The 15,555-nt window shown below is 61.4% G+C and carries 12 protein-coding genes; 5 read left to right on the plus strand and 7 right to left on the minus strand.

All coding sequences use genetic code 11. From position 1 onward, the window contains the following. Positions 1-112: 112 nt before the first annotated feature. Positions 113-4,780, plus strand: coding sequence for a dermonecrotic toxin domain-containing protein (locus tag JET17_RS02030; RefSeq protein ID WP_012312348.1), 4,668 nt, complete (start codon positions 113-115; stop codon positions 4,778-4,780). A 5-nt stretch (positions 4,781-4,785) separates the two neighbouring features. On the opposite strand, the gene JET17_RS02035 is transcribed toward JET17_RS02030, so the two are convergent. The 4 genes from JET17_RS02035 to gpmI all read right to left on the minus strand — a co-directional run bounded on the left by JET17_RS02035 (position 4,786) and on the right by gpmI (position 9,952). Continuing rightward, complete coding sequence (locus tag JET17_RS02035) at positions 4,786-5,553, minus strand: divergent polysaccharide deacetylase family protein (protein WP_042111092.1); 768 nt, start codon at positions 5,551-5,553, stop codon at positions 4,786-4,788. A gap of 8 nt (positions 5,554-5,561) precedes the next feature. Then, positions 5,562-6,875: a S41 family peptidase gene (locus tag JET17_RS02040; protein WP_012312350.1), complete on the minus strand. Its 1,314-nt coding sequence runs from the start codon at positions 6,873-6,875 to the stop codon at positions 5,562-5,564. A gap of 92 nt (positions 6,876-6,967) precedes the next feature. Next, on the minus strand, positions 6,968-8,254 hold the full coding sequence (locus JET17_RS02045) for a murein hydrolase activator EnvC family protein (protein ID WP_012312351.1): 1,287 nt from the start codon (positions 8,252-8,254) through the stop codon (positions 6,968-6,970). A 162-nt stretch (positions 8,255-8,416) separates the two neighbouring features. Continuing rightward, positions 8,417-9,952, minus strand: a complete 1,536-nt coding sequence (gene gpmI / locus JET17_RS02050; protein WP_012312352.1) for a 2,3-bisphosphoglycerate-independent phosphoglycerate mutase — start codon at positions 9,950-9,952, stop codon at positions 8,417-8,419. A 206-nt stretch (positions 9,953-10,158) separates the two neighbouring features. On the opposite strand from gpmI, the gene JET17_RS02055 reads away from it, so the two are divergent. Genes JET17_RS02055 through secB form a run of 3 tightly spaced genes read left to right on the plus strand, consistent with a single transcriptional unit; the run spans position 10,159 to position 11,353 of the window. Next, the gene (locus JET17_RS02055) at positions 10,159-10,572 is read left to right on the plus strand and encodes a rhodanese-like domain-containing protein (RefSeq protein WP_012312353.1); all 414 of its coding nucleotides are present in this window, start codon (positions 10,159-10,161) and stop codon (positions 10,570-10,572) included. Between the two features lies 1 nt (position 10,573). After that, positions 10,574-10,828, plus strand: coding sequence for a glutaredoxin 3 (grxC, locus tag JET17_RS02060; RefSeq protein ID WP_012312354.1), 255 nt, complete (start codon positions 10,574-10,576; stop codon positions 10,826-10,828). Between the two features lie 39 nt (positions 10,829-10,867). Next, on the plus strand, positions 10,868-11,353 hold the full coding sequence (gene secB / locus JET17_RS02065; RefSeq protein ID WP_012312355.1) for a protein-export chaperone SecB: 486 nt from the start codon (positions 10,868-10,870) through the stop codon (positions 11,351-11,353). 70 nt (positions 11,354-11,423) lie between these two features. On the opposite strand, the gene trmL is transcribed toward secB, so the two are convergent. After that, positions 11,424-11,885: a tRNA (uridine(34)/cytosine(34)/5-carboxymethylaminomethyluridine(34)-2'-O)-methyltransferase TrmL gene (trmL, locus tag JET17_RS02070; RefSeq protein WP_012312356.1), complete on the minus strand. Its 462-nt coding sequence runs from the start codon at positions 11,883-11,885 to the stop codon at positions 11,424-11,426. Here trmL and JET17_RS02075 point away from each other — a divergent pair. Beyond that, the gene (locus JET17_RS02075) at positions 11,884-12,321 is read left to right on the plus strand and encodes a hypothetical protein (RefSeq protein ID WP_012312357.1); all 438 of its coding nucleotides are present in this window, start codon (positions 11,884-11,886) and stop codon (positions 12,319-12,321) included. The genes trmL and JET17_RS02075 overlap by 2 nt on opposite strands. Positions 12,322-12,679: 358 nt before the next feature. Here JET17_RS02075 and ntrC read toward each other — a convergent pair whose 3' ends face one another. Both ntrC and glnL read right to left on the minus strand, forming a co-directional pair. After that, positions 12,680-14,116 carry a nitrogen regulation protein NR(I) gene (ntrC, locus tag JET17_RS02080; protein WP_012312358.1) on the minus strand — a complete coding sequence of 479 codons (1,437 nt, stop codon included), beginning with the start codon at positions 14,114-14,116 and terminating at the stop codon, positions 12,680-12,682. Then, positions 14,113-15,198: a nitrogen regulation protein NR(II) gene (gene glnL, locus JET17_RS02085; protein WP_012312359.1), complete on the minus strand. Its 1,086-nt coding sequence runs from the start codon at positions 15,196-15,198 to the stop codon at positions 14,113-14,115. The genes ntrC and glnL overlap by 4 nt, the downstream gene beginning before the upstream one ends. Positions 15,199-15,555 lie beyond the last annotated feature (357 nt).

Consider the following 15,555-nt stretch of genomic DNA (forward strand, 5'->3'; position numbering starts at 1 on the left):
AGCCCCTGCGCGGCCGGATACCTGGCCGCGCAGGGGCTACAGCTTTATGTAACGCAGTGAACTCTGCCCCTTGGCACATCCTTGCGCTCCATTTGCCGCGAGGAAGCCGCCCATGCCCATCCAGCCAAGTCCTGTTCCTGACTTTCGTCGGGCAGTCGCTACCGAGTTTCTCAGTCGCCCAACCCTGCGTAGTGTTCTGAGCCAGCAGGTTCTCGAATTGCTGGTCCCCTGCCATGCCACTCTGGCTGGTGCCGGGCTGCCCGATGCCGAATCGCTCATACTCAACATCCCTGCCCACATTGCGTCCGGCCCACAGACCTACGATGCCTGGACACCTCGGCCATTGTTGGAGGTCATGCTTGAAGCATTGCACGCCCGTCAGCCCCTGGCGTCGCTAGGGGCTGACGGTGGGGATTTCCTGCTGGCGGTCCGGGAACCTTGGTTCCTGCGCGACCAGGCGGGTAACCCGTTGCCGTCCGGGGCGATTTCAATCGGGGCCCAACTGGCTGAGCTGGATGACCTCCTGCTTTTGCTTGCGGACAGCTTCTGCCAAGCCCAGGTCGATTTCTGGAAGGCGCCAGGCAGTCAGGGCGTTAGCCGGGACCTGTGGCTGCAGCACCTGCTCAAAAGGGTGTTGTTGCATAATTTGCCACTGCAGGGGCTGGATGAACAACAACGTCAGTGTTTGCTCAGCTTGCTTAAGAATCACGGCTCCACTCCTTCGGTTTTTCTGGTCCAGGTGCAACTCGATAAGGATGTTCAGTGGCTGCCCAACCTGCTGGTCAGGGGCGAGTGGGACGAACGCGAGGTGTTTCTGTGGTGCGCCCCGTCCAGCCTGGTGAGGGCATTTTCATCGCTGGATCTCTTCGCTAAAGCGCTGCGGGACGAACTTGCCGAGCGCCAGCGCTTCGAATCCATGGCATGGCACCGCTATGAGCTCGAAGGCGACGTGTTTGCCCAGCAAAGCAGCCTGCTGCTGGAGATCATGCTCGATGACATTGAGCGTTTGCGTTATGCGCAGTTGCCAAACTGTTCGCTGCTTGAGAGGGACTTTGCTGCACTGAGTGACCCCGCGCGCTGGTTCATTGAAGGTTACGGCCAGGCCAGCGGGGCACAGATTGCGTTGCCGCCTGGCCTGCGCCATAGCAGTGCTGCGAATGGCTTTGCCTATCAGCGGGGGGTGTTCGAACTGGCGTTGGCTCAGGCTCAGTCCGAAGGGAGCGGGGCGCTCGAGGATGTGCTCGATCTGCGCAGTTATACCCGGCAGGTGCTGCGGGCGCAGATGCTTGCCGATTTTCCGGTCGAAGCCAATTACTTCTCGGATGACCTGGACCTGCAGTTGACCATCAATGCTGGCTGGCCCGGTGGTGCAGGCGTTGGGCCGGGTGATTCGACGGTTGAACACCGCAGCATGACCTTGACCGAGTTCGCCATCGGTAATCTCTGGTCGCTTCAAAACGCACAGCTTACCGCCGTAACGCACCGTGAAAACCAGTTGATCATGGACTGGATGAATGCCGACTACGTCAAGTCGCTGGTGCAGCGGGTCGACATCGGCAAGCACTACCCCACCTACGTCGCGCGGAAGCTGGACGACCCCGCTACCCAAGCCGAGCGGATCAAACGCTTTGGCCGTGAATGGCGGTGTTCACTACTGTTCAGCGCGCTCTATGCCCGCTTGCAGGGCGAGCTGAGCGACGCAGGCTTGCAATGTGTTACAGACTTCTGCCACGGCTACCTTGATCCGCAATTGCCAGCGCTGATGCTGATGCCTCTGGCCTTCAGGCGTGAAGCGGGCGAGATCGAACAGGATGAGGTCAGTGGCATGTATGTTCTGTTCGCTACGGAGCCTGCAAGGGTTTTGCTGTATCGGCCTCTGTACAACGAAACGCCTCTGCTCGAGTTTGCCAGCCTGGACCTGATGATGGCTGCAATCCGCAGGCCCGGGCCGTTGCAGGACAGCGTCCTTGAGTGGATGTCGCCTGCCTCGCGAGCCGTCTACGCGTATGGCGGCTTTTACGAGCCGCATTGGCCAGGGCCTATCCTGAACACCCAGCTACTGCCTGAGCGAGGGCACCCGCCAACCTTTGCAGCGCAGTTCTGGCGCAATGATGTTGATGTGAAACTCTATATGGCCAATCGCAACCTGCTGGTGGAGCTGGCTGACCGCGAATCGGTTTCCAACGCCGAGAGTCGCTGGGCGATTCTCGTTCGGGGGGCTTGGCTGTTGTTCGATGTTGTGACGTTGATGCTGCGTGGGCCAGTGGCCGGCGTTGCCTGGCTGGTACAGGCCATTTCCGGGTTGCACAACGACCTTGCGGCCTTGCGAGATGGCAGCGCGTTCGAGCGCAGCGCAGCTGTGGTCGACTTATTGCTCAACGCTTGCATGGCCTTGATGCATTTGCGTCTACCGCAGTTACCCCTAGGCGAGCCTGTACAGAACATTCCCCGTCGGGGCGCAATGCCCGCATGGGGTGGCGCAGAAGCACTGGTGGTTCCCGTACAAGGCAAGGTCGGTGTTCCGGGAGGGCTGGCGCAACATGGCTCGACCCGGCTGGATTTTTCCTGGCGCGGCGCACAGGGGTTCAATGTGCTCTCGCCCCAGCAGCGCAAGGTGGTGTCCGGCATGCGCGTCGAGCAATCGCTGGAAGGCCTGGAACCGCTTGCAGCGGGGCCTGGACGCGGGTTGTACCGCGTTGGTGAGCACTATTACCTTACGCTGGGCGACGGTGTATATCGGGCCACCTTTGAAGAACAAGGTTTGCGTATGGTCGGGGCCGACGGTGTCATGGGGCCTTGGTTGGCGTTCGAGCATGGACAATGGCGTGTCGATCGTGGCTTGCGCTTGCGAGGCGGCATGCCACGCAGTCGCCTTGAAGCCCTGAAAGAGGAAAACCGCAAGAAAGTCGAGCAACTCAAGAGCGAAGAATCGGTACTGGCCAACCAGCATAATGCGCTGGCCGAAACCCTGAACAGGCATCGCGACCTGCTCAATGAAAAGGACAAGCGCATCGCAGTGCTGGAAGCGGTGACTGAACCGGACGAGCTGACGACTCGCGAGCTTGAGTTGACCCGGCGTCTGCGCAAGCAGATCCATTTGAAAATCATCTACGAAGTCAAAGGCCTGGCTGAGAGCTCACTCAAGCATGAGCAGGTGATCAACAGCCTGTTCAATATGCGCCACGAAGATTCCGCCTACAGCATTGTCGTCGCAGGTCAGCGCAGCCTGATCCGTCAGAGCTTGATCGAAAATATCTCAGTCTTCTACAACGAGATGGCCAAGATCATCAATGCAGAGGACCTGGCAAACCTCGCCGAGCAGGTTGTCATCCACCCTGAGAGCGAGGAGGAAATCAGCCAGTACAAACACTTTCGCTCTGTACTGGAGGAGGTCATCCAATGGGAGGTGGATCTGGTTGACATGTCCCGGCTGCTTGACGCGCTACTCGAAGAGACCCTCAAAGACGACACTTTCGTGTTCAAGGACGATGACACGCAGGAGCGCATCAACAAAGATAACGAGCTCAAGGGCACCATCGAGGCGCGGCGCTTGTCGGCCATCGACCTCGATTTTCGTCTGCTTCAAGACCTGGCCGAAGCCAGCCTGGAAAGGCTGGCCGATGTTGAGGAGCGGGTTTTATCGCAATACCTCGATTACCTGGCCGGTGACAGCCTGAAAAGTGCAGGCAACGCGCATGGCGACCTGGCAGGAAGTGAGCTGTCGCTGGCTGAACGGATCGAGGTACTGAGCGGCATCCTGGAGGGCTACGAGGAGGCTGCGGCAATGGCCGACTATCTGGGCAGTGTGGGGGGCGCGGCTATCAGGCAGGAGGCGCTGCAACTGTACAAGAAAACCTTGCACGGATTGCAGCGCGCTGCTCAAGGTGACCTCGCCCAGGCAGTGCGAGAGCAGGAACTCTGCGAGCCCGCCCCACCGCGTCCAACGGTCTATGCCCCACGCGGTGGGCGGCGCAAGCTGGTCAGGACTCAGCGCGGGCGCAAAGTTCTCGCTCAGGAAGTCGAGGTAGATGGTGTCGCCATCGTCCAGCAACGTGATGAGCGTACTCAGCATGTACTGAAGACCTTCCACCAGCGCGGCAGCGAGTGGGTCGAGGATGTGCCGCAACCCGCTGAGTCAGAGCCGCCATTCTCCCCGCTGGAACCCCGCCTGGCGCGAAAGCGTGCACAGGCCCTGCTTGCGGAGGTCGAGCGGATCAACAAGCTGGCCAGAAGTTTCTTTCAGGCAGAGCAGCCCAATAGTCTGGCCACGGTTGTCGACGGGCACCTGGAAAAACTGCGTCATGCCCTGAGCACGTTGCCAAGGATGAGCCCCGAAGATGCCTTGTTCGAGAATCTGGGTGAGGCCATCGAGCGTTTGCAGGCAACCCGCCGAGACCTGTTGACCGGCATCTATCTGTCCACCGACCACCCCGACGCACGGAGCCTCAAGTTTCTGCTCGACAACAACCAGGTCACTGTCCAGCGCGCTGGGCCACGCAAGGCATTGGCAGCAGGTGATTACCTGGATGTCTACGAGGTCAGGCGCCTGCCGCGGGCCGGCCAGGGTCAGGGCGATGGGCTGTGGGAGGCACACTTTCACTACCCGGACATCGGCACTCCGGCGCGGCAGTTCAGCAAAGGCCACCTGAAACTGTGGGCACAGCGCAAACTGGGGCGCCTGGCGCAGCTGCGGGCTGCCACCAGCGGCGAAGACCTGGTCGCTATTTACCGGGGAGATTTACGCCTGAACCAGGTGGAGGGGCTGATCCCCTTTGAATGAATGGCTCAGCGATTGCTGTAGCGGCCGTGCTTGCCATGGGCAGGCATGGCCTGATTACCGCGTTCGGCAATCATCTGTGTCAGTGTTACCAACTCAATGCCCTGGCTTCGCAGCCGGGGCATTTCCTGTTCCAGCACCTGCAGGGTTTGCGGATAAGGATGCCCGATCAGCACAGCCGAGCCTTGCCTGCGTGCCAGTGCCACGCCTTGCTGCAGCTGTGTGGTGATGGCCTCTGTGGTGCGTACGTCGTCCAGAAACACGTCGCGCGAGACATGCCCAAGGGCCTGTGCCTGCGCCTCGGCGGCAGCGACGGTGGCAGCACTGGTACGGCTGTCTACGAAAAACAGATGCCGCCGTTGGAGCTCACCCATCAGCCAGGTCATGGCGCCACGCTGTGCGGTCATGCGGCTGCCCATGTGGTTGTTGATGCCGGCGGCGTAGGGCACCTTGGCCAAGGCCGCGTCCAGTCGCCTGGCGAGCTCCGGCAAGGCGATGTCCGGGTGCCAGGCATAGGGCCCGGTGGCGGGGTCCATGGGCATATGCAGGATTACCGTCTTGCCTGCCTTGTGCGCCTGGCGGGCGAACTCGCTGGCGTGGGGTGTATCCGGCATGATCGCCATCGTCACAGGGCCCGGCAGCGCAAGGGTTCTGCTGTCGCGCTCGGTGCTCTGGCCCAGGTCGTCGATGATGATGCTCATGTAGGCCTTCTTGGCCGGCGCTGCATGGGCGAACGCGGCTGACAGGCATAACAGCACGGGCAGCAGATACCGCATCGGATGAATCATTTGCCGGAGGTGATGTTCAGCCCCTTGAGCAGGCTGAGGGCCTGGCTCAGCTGGAAGTCATCGTCCTGCGGGCGCTCCTTGCGCTTGCTGCTGCCGGTCGGGCGGTCAGCGCCACCGTTGCCATTGCCCAGGTGGCCTTGCAGGTCAGCTTCCTTGAAGTTTTCGGTATCGACCTCTGCGGTAAGTTTGGCCGGGCGCACCTCGATGTCGGGCACGATACCCTGGGCCTGGATCGAGCGGCCATTGGGGGTGAAGTACAGCGCGGTGGTGAGCTTCAGGGCACGGTCGTTGGCCAGCGGCAGCACGGTCTGCACCGAGCCTTTTCCGAAGCTGTCAGTGCCCATCAGTACGGCGCGTTTCTGGTCTTGCAGGGCACCGGCGACGATTTCCGATGCCGAGGCGCTGCCACCGTTGATCAGTACCACCAATGGTACGGCCTCGCTGGCGTCGGCCGGGTCAGCGGAGAAGCGCAGTTCGGAGTTGGCGATACGGCCCTTGGTGTACACGATCAGGCCCTTGGTCAGGAAGTGGTCGGCCACTTCCACCGCCGACTGGAGGACGCCACCGGGGTTGTTGCGCAGGTCCAGAACAACGCCGCGCAGTTTCTTGCCATTGTCTTTGCGCATCTTGGCCAATGCCTTGCCGACTTCGTCGCCGGTCTTGACCTGGAACTGGGTGATGCGGATGTAGCCGTAGTCGTTTTCCAGCAACTGGCTCTTAACGCTCTTGACCTGGATCACCGCACGGACCAGGTTCACATCGAACGGGGTGCCGCCGTCACGTACCAGGGTCAGGGTGATCTTCTCGCCGACTTTGCCGCGCATCTTGTCGACCGCTTCGGTCATGCTCTGGCCACGGGTGGGCGCACCGTTGATCTTGACGATGAGGTCGCCAGCCTGCACGCCGGCGCGCGAGGCGGGGGTGTCATCGATGGGCGAGACTACCTTGACGAAGCCGTCTTCCTGGCCGACTTCGATACCCAGGCCACCGAACTCGCCACTGGTGCTTTCCTGCAGCTCCTGGAAGTCCTCGGGGCCAAGGTAGGCCGAATGTGGATCGAGGTTGCTGAGCATGCCTTTGATGGCGTTCTCCAGCAGCGTCTTGTCGTCTACCGGCTCGACATAGGCCGCTTTGATGCGGTCCATGACCTCGGCGAAGGTGCGCAGCTCTTCCAGTGGCAGCGGGGCCTTGGCGGTCACCTCGGTGGCAGGCACCGCGGCGGGCGCCGGCTCGGCAGCGATGGCCAAAGGCATACCAGTCGCCAGGGCGATGGTCAGGGCCAGCTGGGTGAGACGAGGCGAGTGCAGCATGTCGAACGAACTCCTGATCCTGTAGGCGCTCCTTGGGGAGCATCGGCCCAGCGTGGAGCGCCAGGCCGTGAAAAAGTGACTAGGCTTGAACCTTAACCTCTGCACCACTGCGAAGGGTCGGTGGGCCGGCCCTGCTGGCGGATGGCGAAGTACAAGCCGGCGGCATCCTGGCCGCCGCTGTCGCCAACTGTGGAAATGGCTTCGCCGGCCTTGACGATGTCCCCGGCGCTCTTGAGCAGGCTCTGGTTGTGGCCGTACAGGCTCAGGTAACCATTACCATGGTCGAGAATGACCAGAAGTCCAGCACCGCGCAACCAGTCGGCGAATACCACGCGCCCGCCGTGCACGGCGCGCACCTGGGTGCCGGGGTTGGCGCTGATCATCACGCCGTCCCACTTGGCTCGGGCATCGCTGCCACGGGCTTCACCGAAACGTGCCAGCAATCGACCATTGACGGGCCAGGGAAGTTTGCCCCGTGCAGCAGAAAAAGCACCGCCGTAGGTTGAGCTGTCGCTGGAAACCAACGGGCCAAGGGTGGTGCGCGCCTTTTTTGGCGGTTCGCTGTCTTGCTGTGCGGCCAGCGCTTGCTGCTGTCGGCGCTTTTGGGCCTCCTGCTCGGCCAGCAGGGCCTTCTTGCGCGCTTCCTCGGCCTCACGGGCCTGACGGGCAAGGGTTTCCTCGATGGTCTTGAGCACCTTGGCAAGGTCCGCCTGGTCTTGTTCACGGGCCTGCAGCTTCTTGTCGCGGTCTTTCATGTCACTGTTGAGCTTGGCCAGCACCTGCTGACGTTTTCCACGCTCGGCTTCCAGAGCCTGGCGACGGCTGTCGAGGTCGGCGCGCTGGGCCAGCAATTGTTCTTGCTGGCGGGAAATGTCCTGCTCGACATTGGCCAGCTGGCGCAAGGTCTCGTTGAAGGCACGCAGTTGCTCCATGCGCGCCTTGCTCAGGTAGTCGTAGTAGCTGAGGGTGCGGGCGAACTTCTCTGGGTTCTGCTGGTTGAGCAGCAGCTTGAGGTATTCCTCACGGCCATTGTTCTGGTAGGCGGACCGCGCCTGAATGGCGATCAGTCGCTGTTGTTCAATGCGCGAGCTCTGGAGTTTTTTTTTCTCGGTATCAAGGCGCTCCAGCTCGCCCTCGGTCTTTTTTAGTTCTTGCTGCAGAGCCTCCACCTGCTTTTCGAGGTTGCCGATGTCGGTCTCGGTGGCTTTTAGGTCTTTCTGCACGCCGGATTTTTCTTCCTGGAGCTTGCCCAGCGTCTTCTTGAGCTCGGCGATGTCCTGGCGGGTGGCGTCCAGTTGTTGCTGGGTCTGTGCGCGCTCGTCGGCGAAGGCCGGGCTGAGCAGGCAAGACAGGGCTAGGAGGATCAGGGCGCGAAGCATGAGGTTGGGCGTACCAAGGATGGAGACTGGCCTAGTATGCCCGCCCGGGCCTGCAAAAAAAACGCCTCACGGCGTCAGCGGTAGGCTTCAAGCTACAAGCGGCAAGAAAAAGCAGGCGCCGGGCCAGGTTTCGCTTGCAGCTTGCAGCGTGAGGCTTGCAGTTTAATCGTCGACCAGGATCGAGGTTCCGGTCATCTCCGCAGGCTTTTCCAGCCCCAGCAGCTTGAGCATGGTCGGCGCCACGTCGGCCAGCACGCCGCCCTCGCGAACTTTGACCTGGCGTTTGCCGACATAGATGAACGGCACCGGCTCGGTGGTGTGGGCGGTGTGCGCCTGGCCGGTGCATTCGTCCTCCATCTGCTCGACGTTGCCGTGGTCTGCAGTGATCAGCGCTTCGCCGCCCACCTTGTCCAGGGCCCCGACGATGCGACCGACACAGCCGTCCAGGGCTTCGACGGCCTTGACTGCGGCGTCGAACACGCCGGTATGGCCGACCATGTCACCGTTGGCGTAATTGACCACGATCACGTCATAGCGCTGCTGCTCGATGGCCTCGACGATACGGTCGGTGACCTCTGGGGCGCTCATTTCCGGCTGCATGTCGTAGGTGGCGACTTTCGGCGACGGGATCAGAATGCGCTTTTCGCCTTCGAACGGCTCTTCGCGCCCCCCGGAGAAGAAGAAGGTGACGTGTGCATATTTCTCGGTTTCGGCGATGCGCAGCTGAGTCTTGCCGTTTTTTGCCAGGTATTCACCCAGCACGTTGTTCAAACTGGCCGGGGCAAACGCCGCAGGGGCCGGGATTTTCGCCGAGTACTGGGTCAGGCCGATGTAGGCAGCCAGTTTTGGCAGGCGTGCCCGTGGGAACTCGTTGAAATCGGCTTCGACGAACACGCGTGACAGCTCACGTGCGCGGTCGGCACGGAAGTTCATGAAGATCACGGCATCGCCATCTTCGACCTTTACCGCTTCGCCAATGCGTGTGGCCTTGACGAATTCGTCGCTCTCATCGCGCGCATAGGCCGCTTCGAGTCCAGCAATGGCGCTGTCTGCCGTGTGTTCGGCAACGCTGTCGACGATCAGGTTGTAGGCGGCGCTGACGCGGTCCCAGCGGTTGTCGCGGTCCATCGCGTAGTAACGGCCGATCAGGCTGGCGATACGGCCTTTGCCGAGCTTGGCAAAGGTCGAATCGAGCAGCTCGATGGACGATTGCGCGCTGCGCGGCGGGGTGTCACGACCGTCAAGGAACGCATGCAGGTAGATCTTCTCGGCGCCACGCTGCGCGGCCAGTTCGGCCATGGCGATCAGGTGATCCTGGTGGCTGTGGACGCCGCCGTCGGAGAGCAGGCCGAGGATATGCACGGCCTTGCCGGCACCTGCAGCCTGGTCCACCGCGCCAGTCAGCACCGGGTTCTCGAAGAAATCGCCGTCGCGGATGGCTTTGGTGACGCGGGTGAAGTCCTGGTAGACGACACGGCCGGCGCCGAGGTTCATGTGACCGACTTCGGAGTTGCCCATCTGCCCGTCCGGCAGGCCGACATCCATCCCTGAACCGGAAATCAGGCCATGCGGCGCGGTGGCGCGCAGGTGATCATAGACCGGCGTGTTGGCGGCATAGATGGCGTTGTATTCGGGGTTTTCACTGTGGCCGAAGCCATCCAGAATGATCAGGACCAGGGGTTTGGGCGTACTCGTCATCAATCAAACTCACGGTTGTTCAAAGATGATAAAGACACGCATTTTAGGGCAAATGCGCCACCTGCGGCGAATATTCGTCCTGTTCCCTGACCAGCGTGGCGCCCGCAGCAACATGAAGGTACTTTCCCGGCCGGCCCGTCGGGCTTTGGCGGTCTTGGGGGGCTGTGTATACTGGCCGGCATTTTCAATCGCCTGGAACACCGCTGATGGTTGCTCACCTGATTCAATTCGCGACAGATCACTACATCCTGGTTGCGATCTTCGTTGTTCTGCTGGTCCTGCTGCTGCTCAATGAAATCCGCCGTGGCGGACAGAGCCTGAGCAATGGCCAACTGACCGCCCTGGTCAATGCCGAGAAGGGCCTTGTCATCGATATCCGCCCTGCCAAGGAATACTCCGCCGGCCACATCGTCGGTGCGGTGAACATCCCGCAGGACAAGGTCGCGACCCGCATGACCGAACTGGACAAGCACAAAGAGAAGACCCTGATCGTCGTCGACGCAATGGGCCAGCAGTCCGGCACCATCTGCCGCGAACTGCTCAAGGCTGGTTACAACGCCGCCAAGCTGAGTGGTGGCGTTTCCAGCTGGAAAGCCGATAACCTGCCCCTGGTGAAGTGATATGAACGACGTCATCGTCTACTCCAGCGACTACTGCCCCTACTGCATGCGCGCCAAGTACCTGCTTCAGAGCAAGGGCGTGGCCTTCGAGGAAATCAAGGTCGACGGCAAGCCGCAGGTGCGCGCCGAGATGACTCAGAAGGCCGGCCGGACTTCGGTGCCGCAGATCTGGATCGGCAGTAAACATGTCGGTGGCTGCGATGACCTCTACGCCCTGGAGCGCGCGGGGAAGCTCGACGCGCTGCTCAAGGCCTGATTTGCACTGCATTAAAAAACATTAGGATAAGGATCTGCCATGACTGACCAACAGACCAACGGCGCAGCAGCCGAAGACAACAGCCCTCAGTTCTCCATGCAGCGTATCTACGTACGCGACCTGTCGTTCGAGGCCCCGAAAAGCCCGCAGATCTTCCGTCAGACCTGGGAGCCGAGCGTTGCCCTGGACCTGAACACCAAGCAGAAGGCCCTAGAGGGCGACTTCCACGAAGTGGTGCTGACCCTGTCGGTGACCGTCAAGAATGGTGACGAAGTGGCGTTCATCGCTGAAGTTCAGCAGGCCGGTATCTTCCTGATCAAGAACCTCGACGCCTCTTCCATGAGCCACACCCTCGGTGCGTTCTGCCCGAACATCCTGTTCCCGTACGCCCGCGAGACCCTGGATAGCCTGGTGACCCGTGGCTCGTTCCCGGCCCTGATGCTGTCGCCGGTCAACTTCGACGCCCTGTACGCGCAAGAGATGCAGCGCATGCAGGAAGCGGGTGAAGCACCGACCGTGCAGTAATCTTGCCCGGTAGCACAGAGGCGACCTTCGAGGTCGCCTTTTTATTACCCGACTGTCTACTCCAAGCTTGTCAGCTGCCGGCAAACCCCTGCTGCCGCCACGCCTCATACACCGTCACCGCCACGGTGTTGGACAGGTTCAGGCTGCGGCATCCCGGCATCATCGGCAAGCGCAGGCGCTGCTCGGCCGGCAGGCTGTCCAGCACCTCGGCCGGCAGGCCACGGCTTTCTGGCCCGAACAGGAAGGCGTCGCCCGGCTGGTAGGCAACCTCATGAAATGGGTGCGACCCCTTGGTGGTAAAGGCGAACAAGCGTGGGTTGCCCAGGTTCTCCAGGCATCGGGCCAGGCTTTCGTGGCGCTTGAGCGTGGCATACTCATGATAATCCAGCCCTGCGCGGCGCAGCCGCTTGTCGTCGAGCTCGAAGCTGATTGGCTCGATCAGATGCAGGGCGCAGCCGCTGTTGGCGCAGAGGCGAATGATATTGCCGGTATTGGGCGGAATTTCAGGTTGAAAGAGGATGACGTGAAACATGCACGGCTCCAAGCGTGAAGATGGCGAGCATTCTACCCCCGAACCTGATGTGCGTTCGAAGGGCTTGCCGAAGGTTTTGCTCTCGTTGGCGATCGTAGGCCTGATGGTCGGTTTGATGATCGGCCGTCTGACTGCACCCGAAGCGCTAGTGCTTGAGCAGGTGGAGGTGGTGCAGGATGGGCTGGACCTGTGGTTCAACGATGAGCCCAAGCTGCATGGCGAGAATGTCCAGGGTACGGTCGCGTTGCTGTTCCAGGCTGATGGCAAAGCCCAGCGCGGGCAGCTGACCCTGCAGGGCAAGCCGGTGAGCTGGCGTTTGCAGAAAAGTGACGAAGGGTTGCTGCTGAGCGTGATTGCCGCGCGCCCTCTGCGTGGCGAATGGGCCGGTGCAGAGGACGCGGGGCGCTGGCGGGTGCAGGTGAGGCTGCATGAATAAAAGAGGGGATGTCCCGGCCTGCCTGTACCAGGGTCCCCAAAGCTTGCGCTACTGCGTGTAAAAGAGGGGATTCCCGGCCTGCCTGTACCGAGGTCCCCAAAAGCTGGAGCAACTGCGTATAAAAGAGGGGTTCACCCGGCCTGCCTGTACCGAGGCCCCCGAAACTGGAGATACGTTGCTTATTGCAGGTGGCGTGCCAGTTTTGAAAACCCGTAAACATTGGGTTTAAGGGCGATCTGGCCGGGTTTTGATGGGATTTGTGCCTTGGCGCGGTGCAGCTGGCACAGCTTCGGTGCATGGCCCAGAAATGGCTGGGGCCGCAAAGCGGCCCCAACGGTGTTAGTGATTCATCGGGAAGTCAGTGATCATCGCCCTCATCGTCATCCCCGCCATCCACGTTCATCCCCAGTTCCTTGATCTTGCGAGTCAGGGTATTGCGCCCCCACCCCAGCAGCACCGCTGCATCCCGGCGACGCCCGGCAGTATGCTTGAGCGCCGTCTCGATCATGATCCGTTCAAAGCTGGGCACGGCGCTGTCGAGCAGGTTGGACTGCCCGCGTGCCAAGGCCTGGTCGGCCCATTGGCGTAGCGCCTGCTCCCAGTTGGTCACCGGTGCAGCGTCTTGCGGCAGGTTGAGCAATTCCGGTGGCAGGTCGCCGATCAGCACTTCGCGGCTGGAGGCCATGACGGTGATCCAGCGGCAGGTGTTTTCCAGCTGGCGGACGTTGCCAGGCCAAGGCAGGTTGCGGATGAATTCTTCGGTTTCCGGCTTGAGCAGCTTCGGTTCGACGGCCAGCTCCTGAGCAGCGCGGCCAAGGAAGTGGCGGGCCAGTGCAGGGATGTCCTCGCGGCGGTCGGCCAGGCGCGGGATATGAATACGGATTACGTTCAGGCGATGGAACAAGTCTTCACGGAACTTGCCAGCCTGTACCAGTGACTCGAGATTTTGATGGGTCGCAGCGATTATTCGCACATCGACCTTTACGGGCACATGACCGCCCACACGATAGAACTCGCCATCGGCCAGCACACGCAGCAGGCGGGTCTGCGTATCGGCAGGCATGTCACCGATTTCGTCGAGGAACAAGGTGCCGCCGTCCGCTTGCTCGAAGCGGCCGCGCCGCAGGTTGGCCGCACCGGTAAAGGCGCCTTTTTCGTGGCCGAACAGCTCCGACTCCATCAGGTCCTTGGGAATGGCGGCCATGTTCAGGGCAATGAACGGTGAGGCAGCCCGCGGGCTGTGGCGATGCAGGGCGTGGGCCACCAGCTCCTTACCGGTACCCGACTCGCCATTGATCAGTACGGTGATGTTGGAGTGGCTCAGCCGGCCAATGGCGCGGAACACCTCCTGCATCGCCGGGGCTTCACCGATGATTTCCGGCGTACGGGCCAGGGCCTGAGGTACATCGAGGCCTTGCTGTTCCTGCGCATGCTGGTTGGCGCGCTTGACCAGCGAGACCGCCTCATCGACATCGAACGGTTTGGGCAGGTACTCGAAAGCGCCCCCTTGGTACGACGCCACTGCGCTGTCCAGGTCCGAATGGGCGGTCATGATGATGACCGGCAGGCGCGGGTGTTGGTCGCGAATCTGTGCCAGCAGGTCGAGGCCGCTGGCGCCGGGCATGCGAATGTCGGAAATGATCACGTCCGGCTGCTGCCGGGCCAGGCGGCCCATCACGCCATCGGCGCTGTCGAAGCTCTGGGTGGTCATGCCCTCCTGTTGCAGGGCTTTTTCCAGGACCCAGCGGATGGAGCGATCATCGTCGACGATCCATACGGTTTCACTTCGGCTCATGAGGCGGTGGCTCCTTGTTCCAGTGGCAGGAAGATCGAAAAGGCGGTGTGGCCGGCGTGGCTTTCACACTCGATCAGGCCCTGGTGCTGACTGATGATGTTCTGAGTAATGGCCAGGCCCAACCCGGTACCGTCGGGGCGGCCACTGACCATGGGATAGAAGAGGGTGTCTTGCAGTTCACTGGGGATGCCGGGGCCGTTGTCGATGATCTCGACGCGGGCCACCAGACGGTGGCGCACATGGCCGATGGTGAACTGGCGCATCGCGCGGCTGCGCAGGGTGATGCGGCCCAGGCGCAACTCGTTCTGCGAACTGATCGCCTGCATGGCGTTGCGCACGATATTCAGCACCGCCTGGATCATCTGCTCGCGGTCGATCAGCACGTCCGGCAGGCTCGGGTCATAATCGCGCACCAAAGTGATGCATCCTTGGCTTTCTGCGTCGACCAGGCTGCAGACCCGCTCAAGGACTTCGTGAATGTTGGTCATGGCCAGCGATGGCAGCTTGTTCGACCCGAGCATGCGATCGACCAGGTTGCGCAGGCGATCGGCCTCTTCGATGATCACGTTGGTGTAGTCGCGCAGGCCATCTTCGAGTAATTCCCGAGCCAGCAGTTGCGCCGCGCCACGGATGCCACCCAGTGGGTTCTTGATCTCGTGGGCGAGGCCGCGGACCAGCATTTTGGTGGTTTCCTGCTTGCTCAGCTGGGCTTCTTCCTTGGTGATGCGCAGCAGGCGGTCACGCGGGTGCACCTCCAGCAGCAGCAGGGTGTTGCCCTGGTGCAGGATGGGCGTTACTGCATAGTCGACGGTGATGGTCTGCCCGGTCAGCGAAGTCAATTGGGCTTCGCGCTTGGTGAACGGGTGCGCCTGTTCGACCGCCTGGCGCAGGGAGTTGAGCGCCTCGGACGATTCGGTGAACAGTTCACTGATGAACTGCCCGTGGCTGCGCTGCCCACTCACGGCCAGGAGCATTTCCGCAGCCGGGTTCATGTACTCCAGGCGCAGCTCGGCGTTGAGCAAGAGCGTGGCGGTGGTCAGGTTGTCCAGAAGCAGACGGTGCTGTGCATCGCTGATGGTCATAAGGCGTCGTTGACCTCTTTTGGCGCTTGCCGGGCATGGCGGTGAGCGTGGCCGGCGCACTATGGATTTGCTCATGCCAGGCTCTTTGCGTAGAAAATGCAAGAAACAAACCAAGGCTCCGAAAAGAAGCGGGATTGCTTTATAAATCCCCGAAATTGCGCCTATTCGGATCAGAAAGCACTGATTTACCGTTCAGCGTGACCTGTTTTGGGATGCGGGGCAGGGCATGTGACGTCGCATTGCACCAATATAGAGCATCAGCGTGCCTGGGGTACGACGCAGAGGTGCTGGGTGGCTCGCGCCAGAGCCTGGTGGAGTAAAGGATCTTGGGTGCGCAGCGCGAGGGCGTCAGCCAAT

It is taken from the genome of Pseudomonas putida, from assembly GCF_016406145.1.
GTDB classification, from domain to species: Bacteria; Pseudomonadota; Gammaproteobacteria; order Pseudomonadales; family Pseudomonadaceae; genus Aquipseudomonas; species Aquipseudomonas putida_E.

What these genes read in the sequence shown, in the direction of transcription:
- JET17_RS02030 (WP_012312348.1), top strand. Translation starts at nt 113, where the DNA reads ATGCCCATCCAGCCAAGTCCTGTTCCTGACTTTCGTCGGGCAGTCGCT.
- JET17_RS02035 (WP_042111092.1), bottom strand. Translation starts at nt 5,553, where the DNA reads ATGCGGTATCTGCTGCCCGTGCTGTTATGCCTGTCAGCCGCGTTCGCC.
- JET17_RS02040 (WP_012312350.1), bottom strand. Translation starts at nt 6,875, where the DNA reads ATGCTGCACTCGCCTCGTCTCACCCAGCTGGCCCTGACCATCGCCCTG.
- JET17_RS02045 (WP_012312351.1), bottom strand. Translation starts at nt 8,254, where the DNA reads ATGCTTCGCGCCCTGATCCTCCTAGCCCTGTCTTGCCTGCTCAGCCCG.
- gpmI (WP_012312352.1), bottom strand. Translation starts at nt 9,952, where the DNA reads ATGACGAGTACGCCCAAACCCCTGGTCCTGATCATTCTGGATGGCTTC.
- JET17_RS02055 (WP_012312353.1), top strand. Translation starts at nt 10,159, where the DNA reads ATGGTTGCTCACCTGATTCAATTCGCGACAGATCACTACATCCTGGTT.
- grxC (WP_012312354.1), top strand. Translation starts at nt 10,574, where the DNA reads ATGAACGACGTCATCGTCTACTCCAGCGACTACTGCCCCTACTGCATG.
- secB (WP_012312355.1), top strand. Translation starts at nt 10,868, where the DNA reads ATGACTGACCAACAGACCAACGGCGCAGCAGCCGAAGACAACAGCCCT.
- JET17_RS02075 (WP_012312357.1), top strand. Translation starts at nt 11,884, where the DNA reads ATGCACGGCTCCAAGCGTGAAGATGGCGAGCATTCTACCCCCGAACCT.
- trmL (WP_012312356.1), bottom strand. Translation starts at nt 11,885, where the DNA reads ATGTTTCACGTCATCCTCTTTCAACCTGAAATTCCGCCCAATACCGGC.
- ntrC (WP_012312358.1), bottom strand. Translation starts at nt 14,116, where the DNA reads ATGAGCCGAAGTGAAACCGTATGGATCGTCGACGATGATCGCTCCATC.
- glnL (WP_012312359.1), bottom strand. Translation starts at nt 15,198, where the DNA reads ATGACCATCAGCGATGCACAGCACCGTCTGCTTCTGGACAACCTGACC.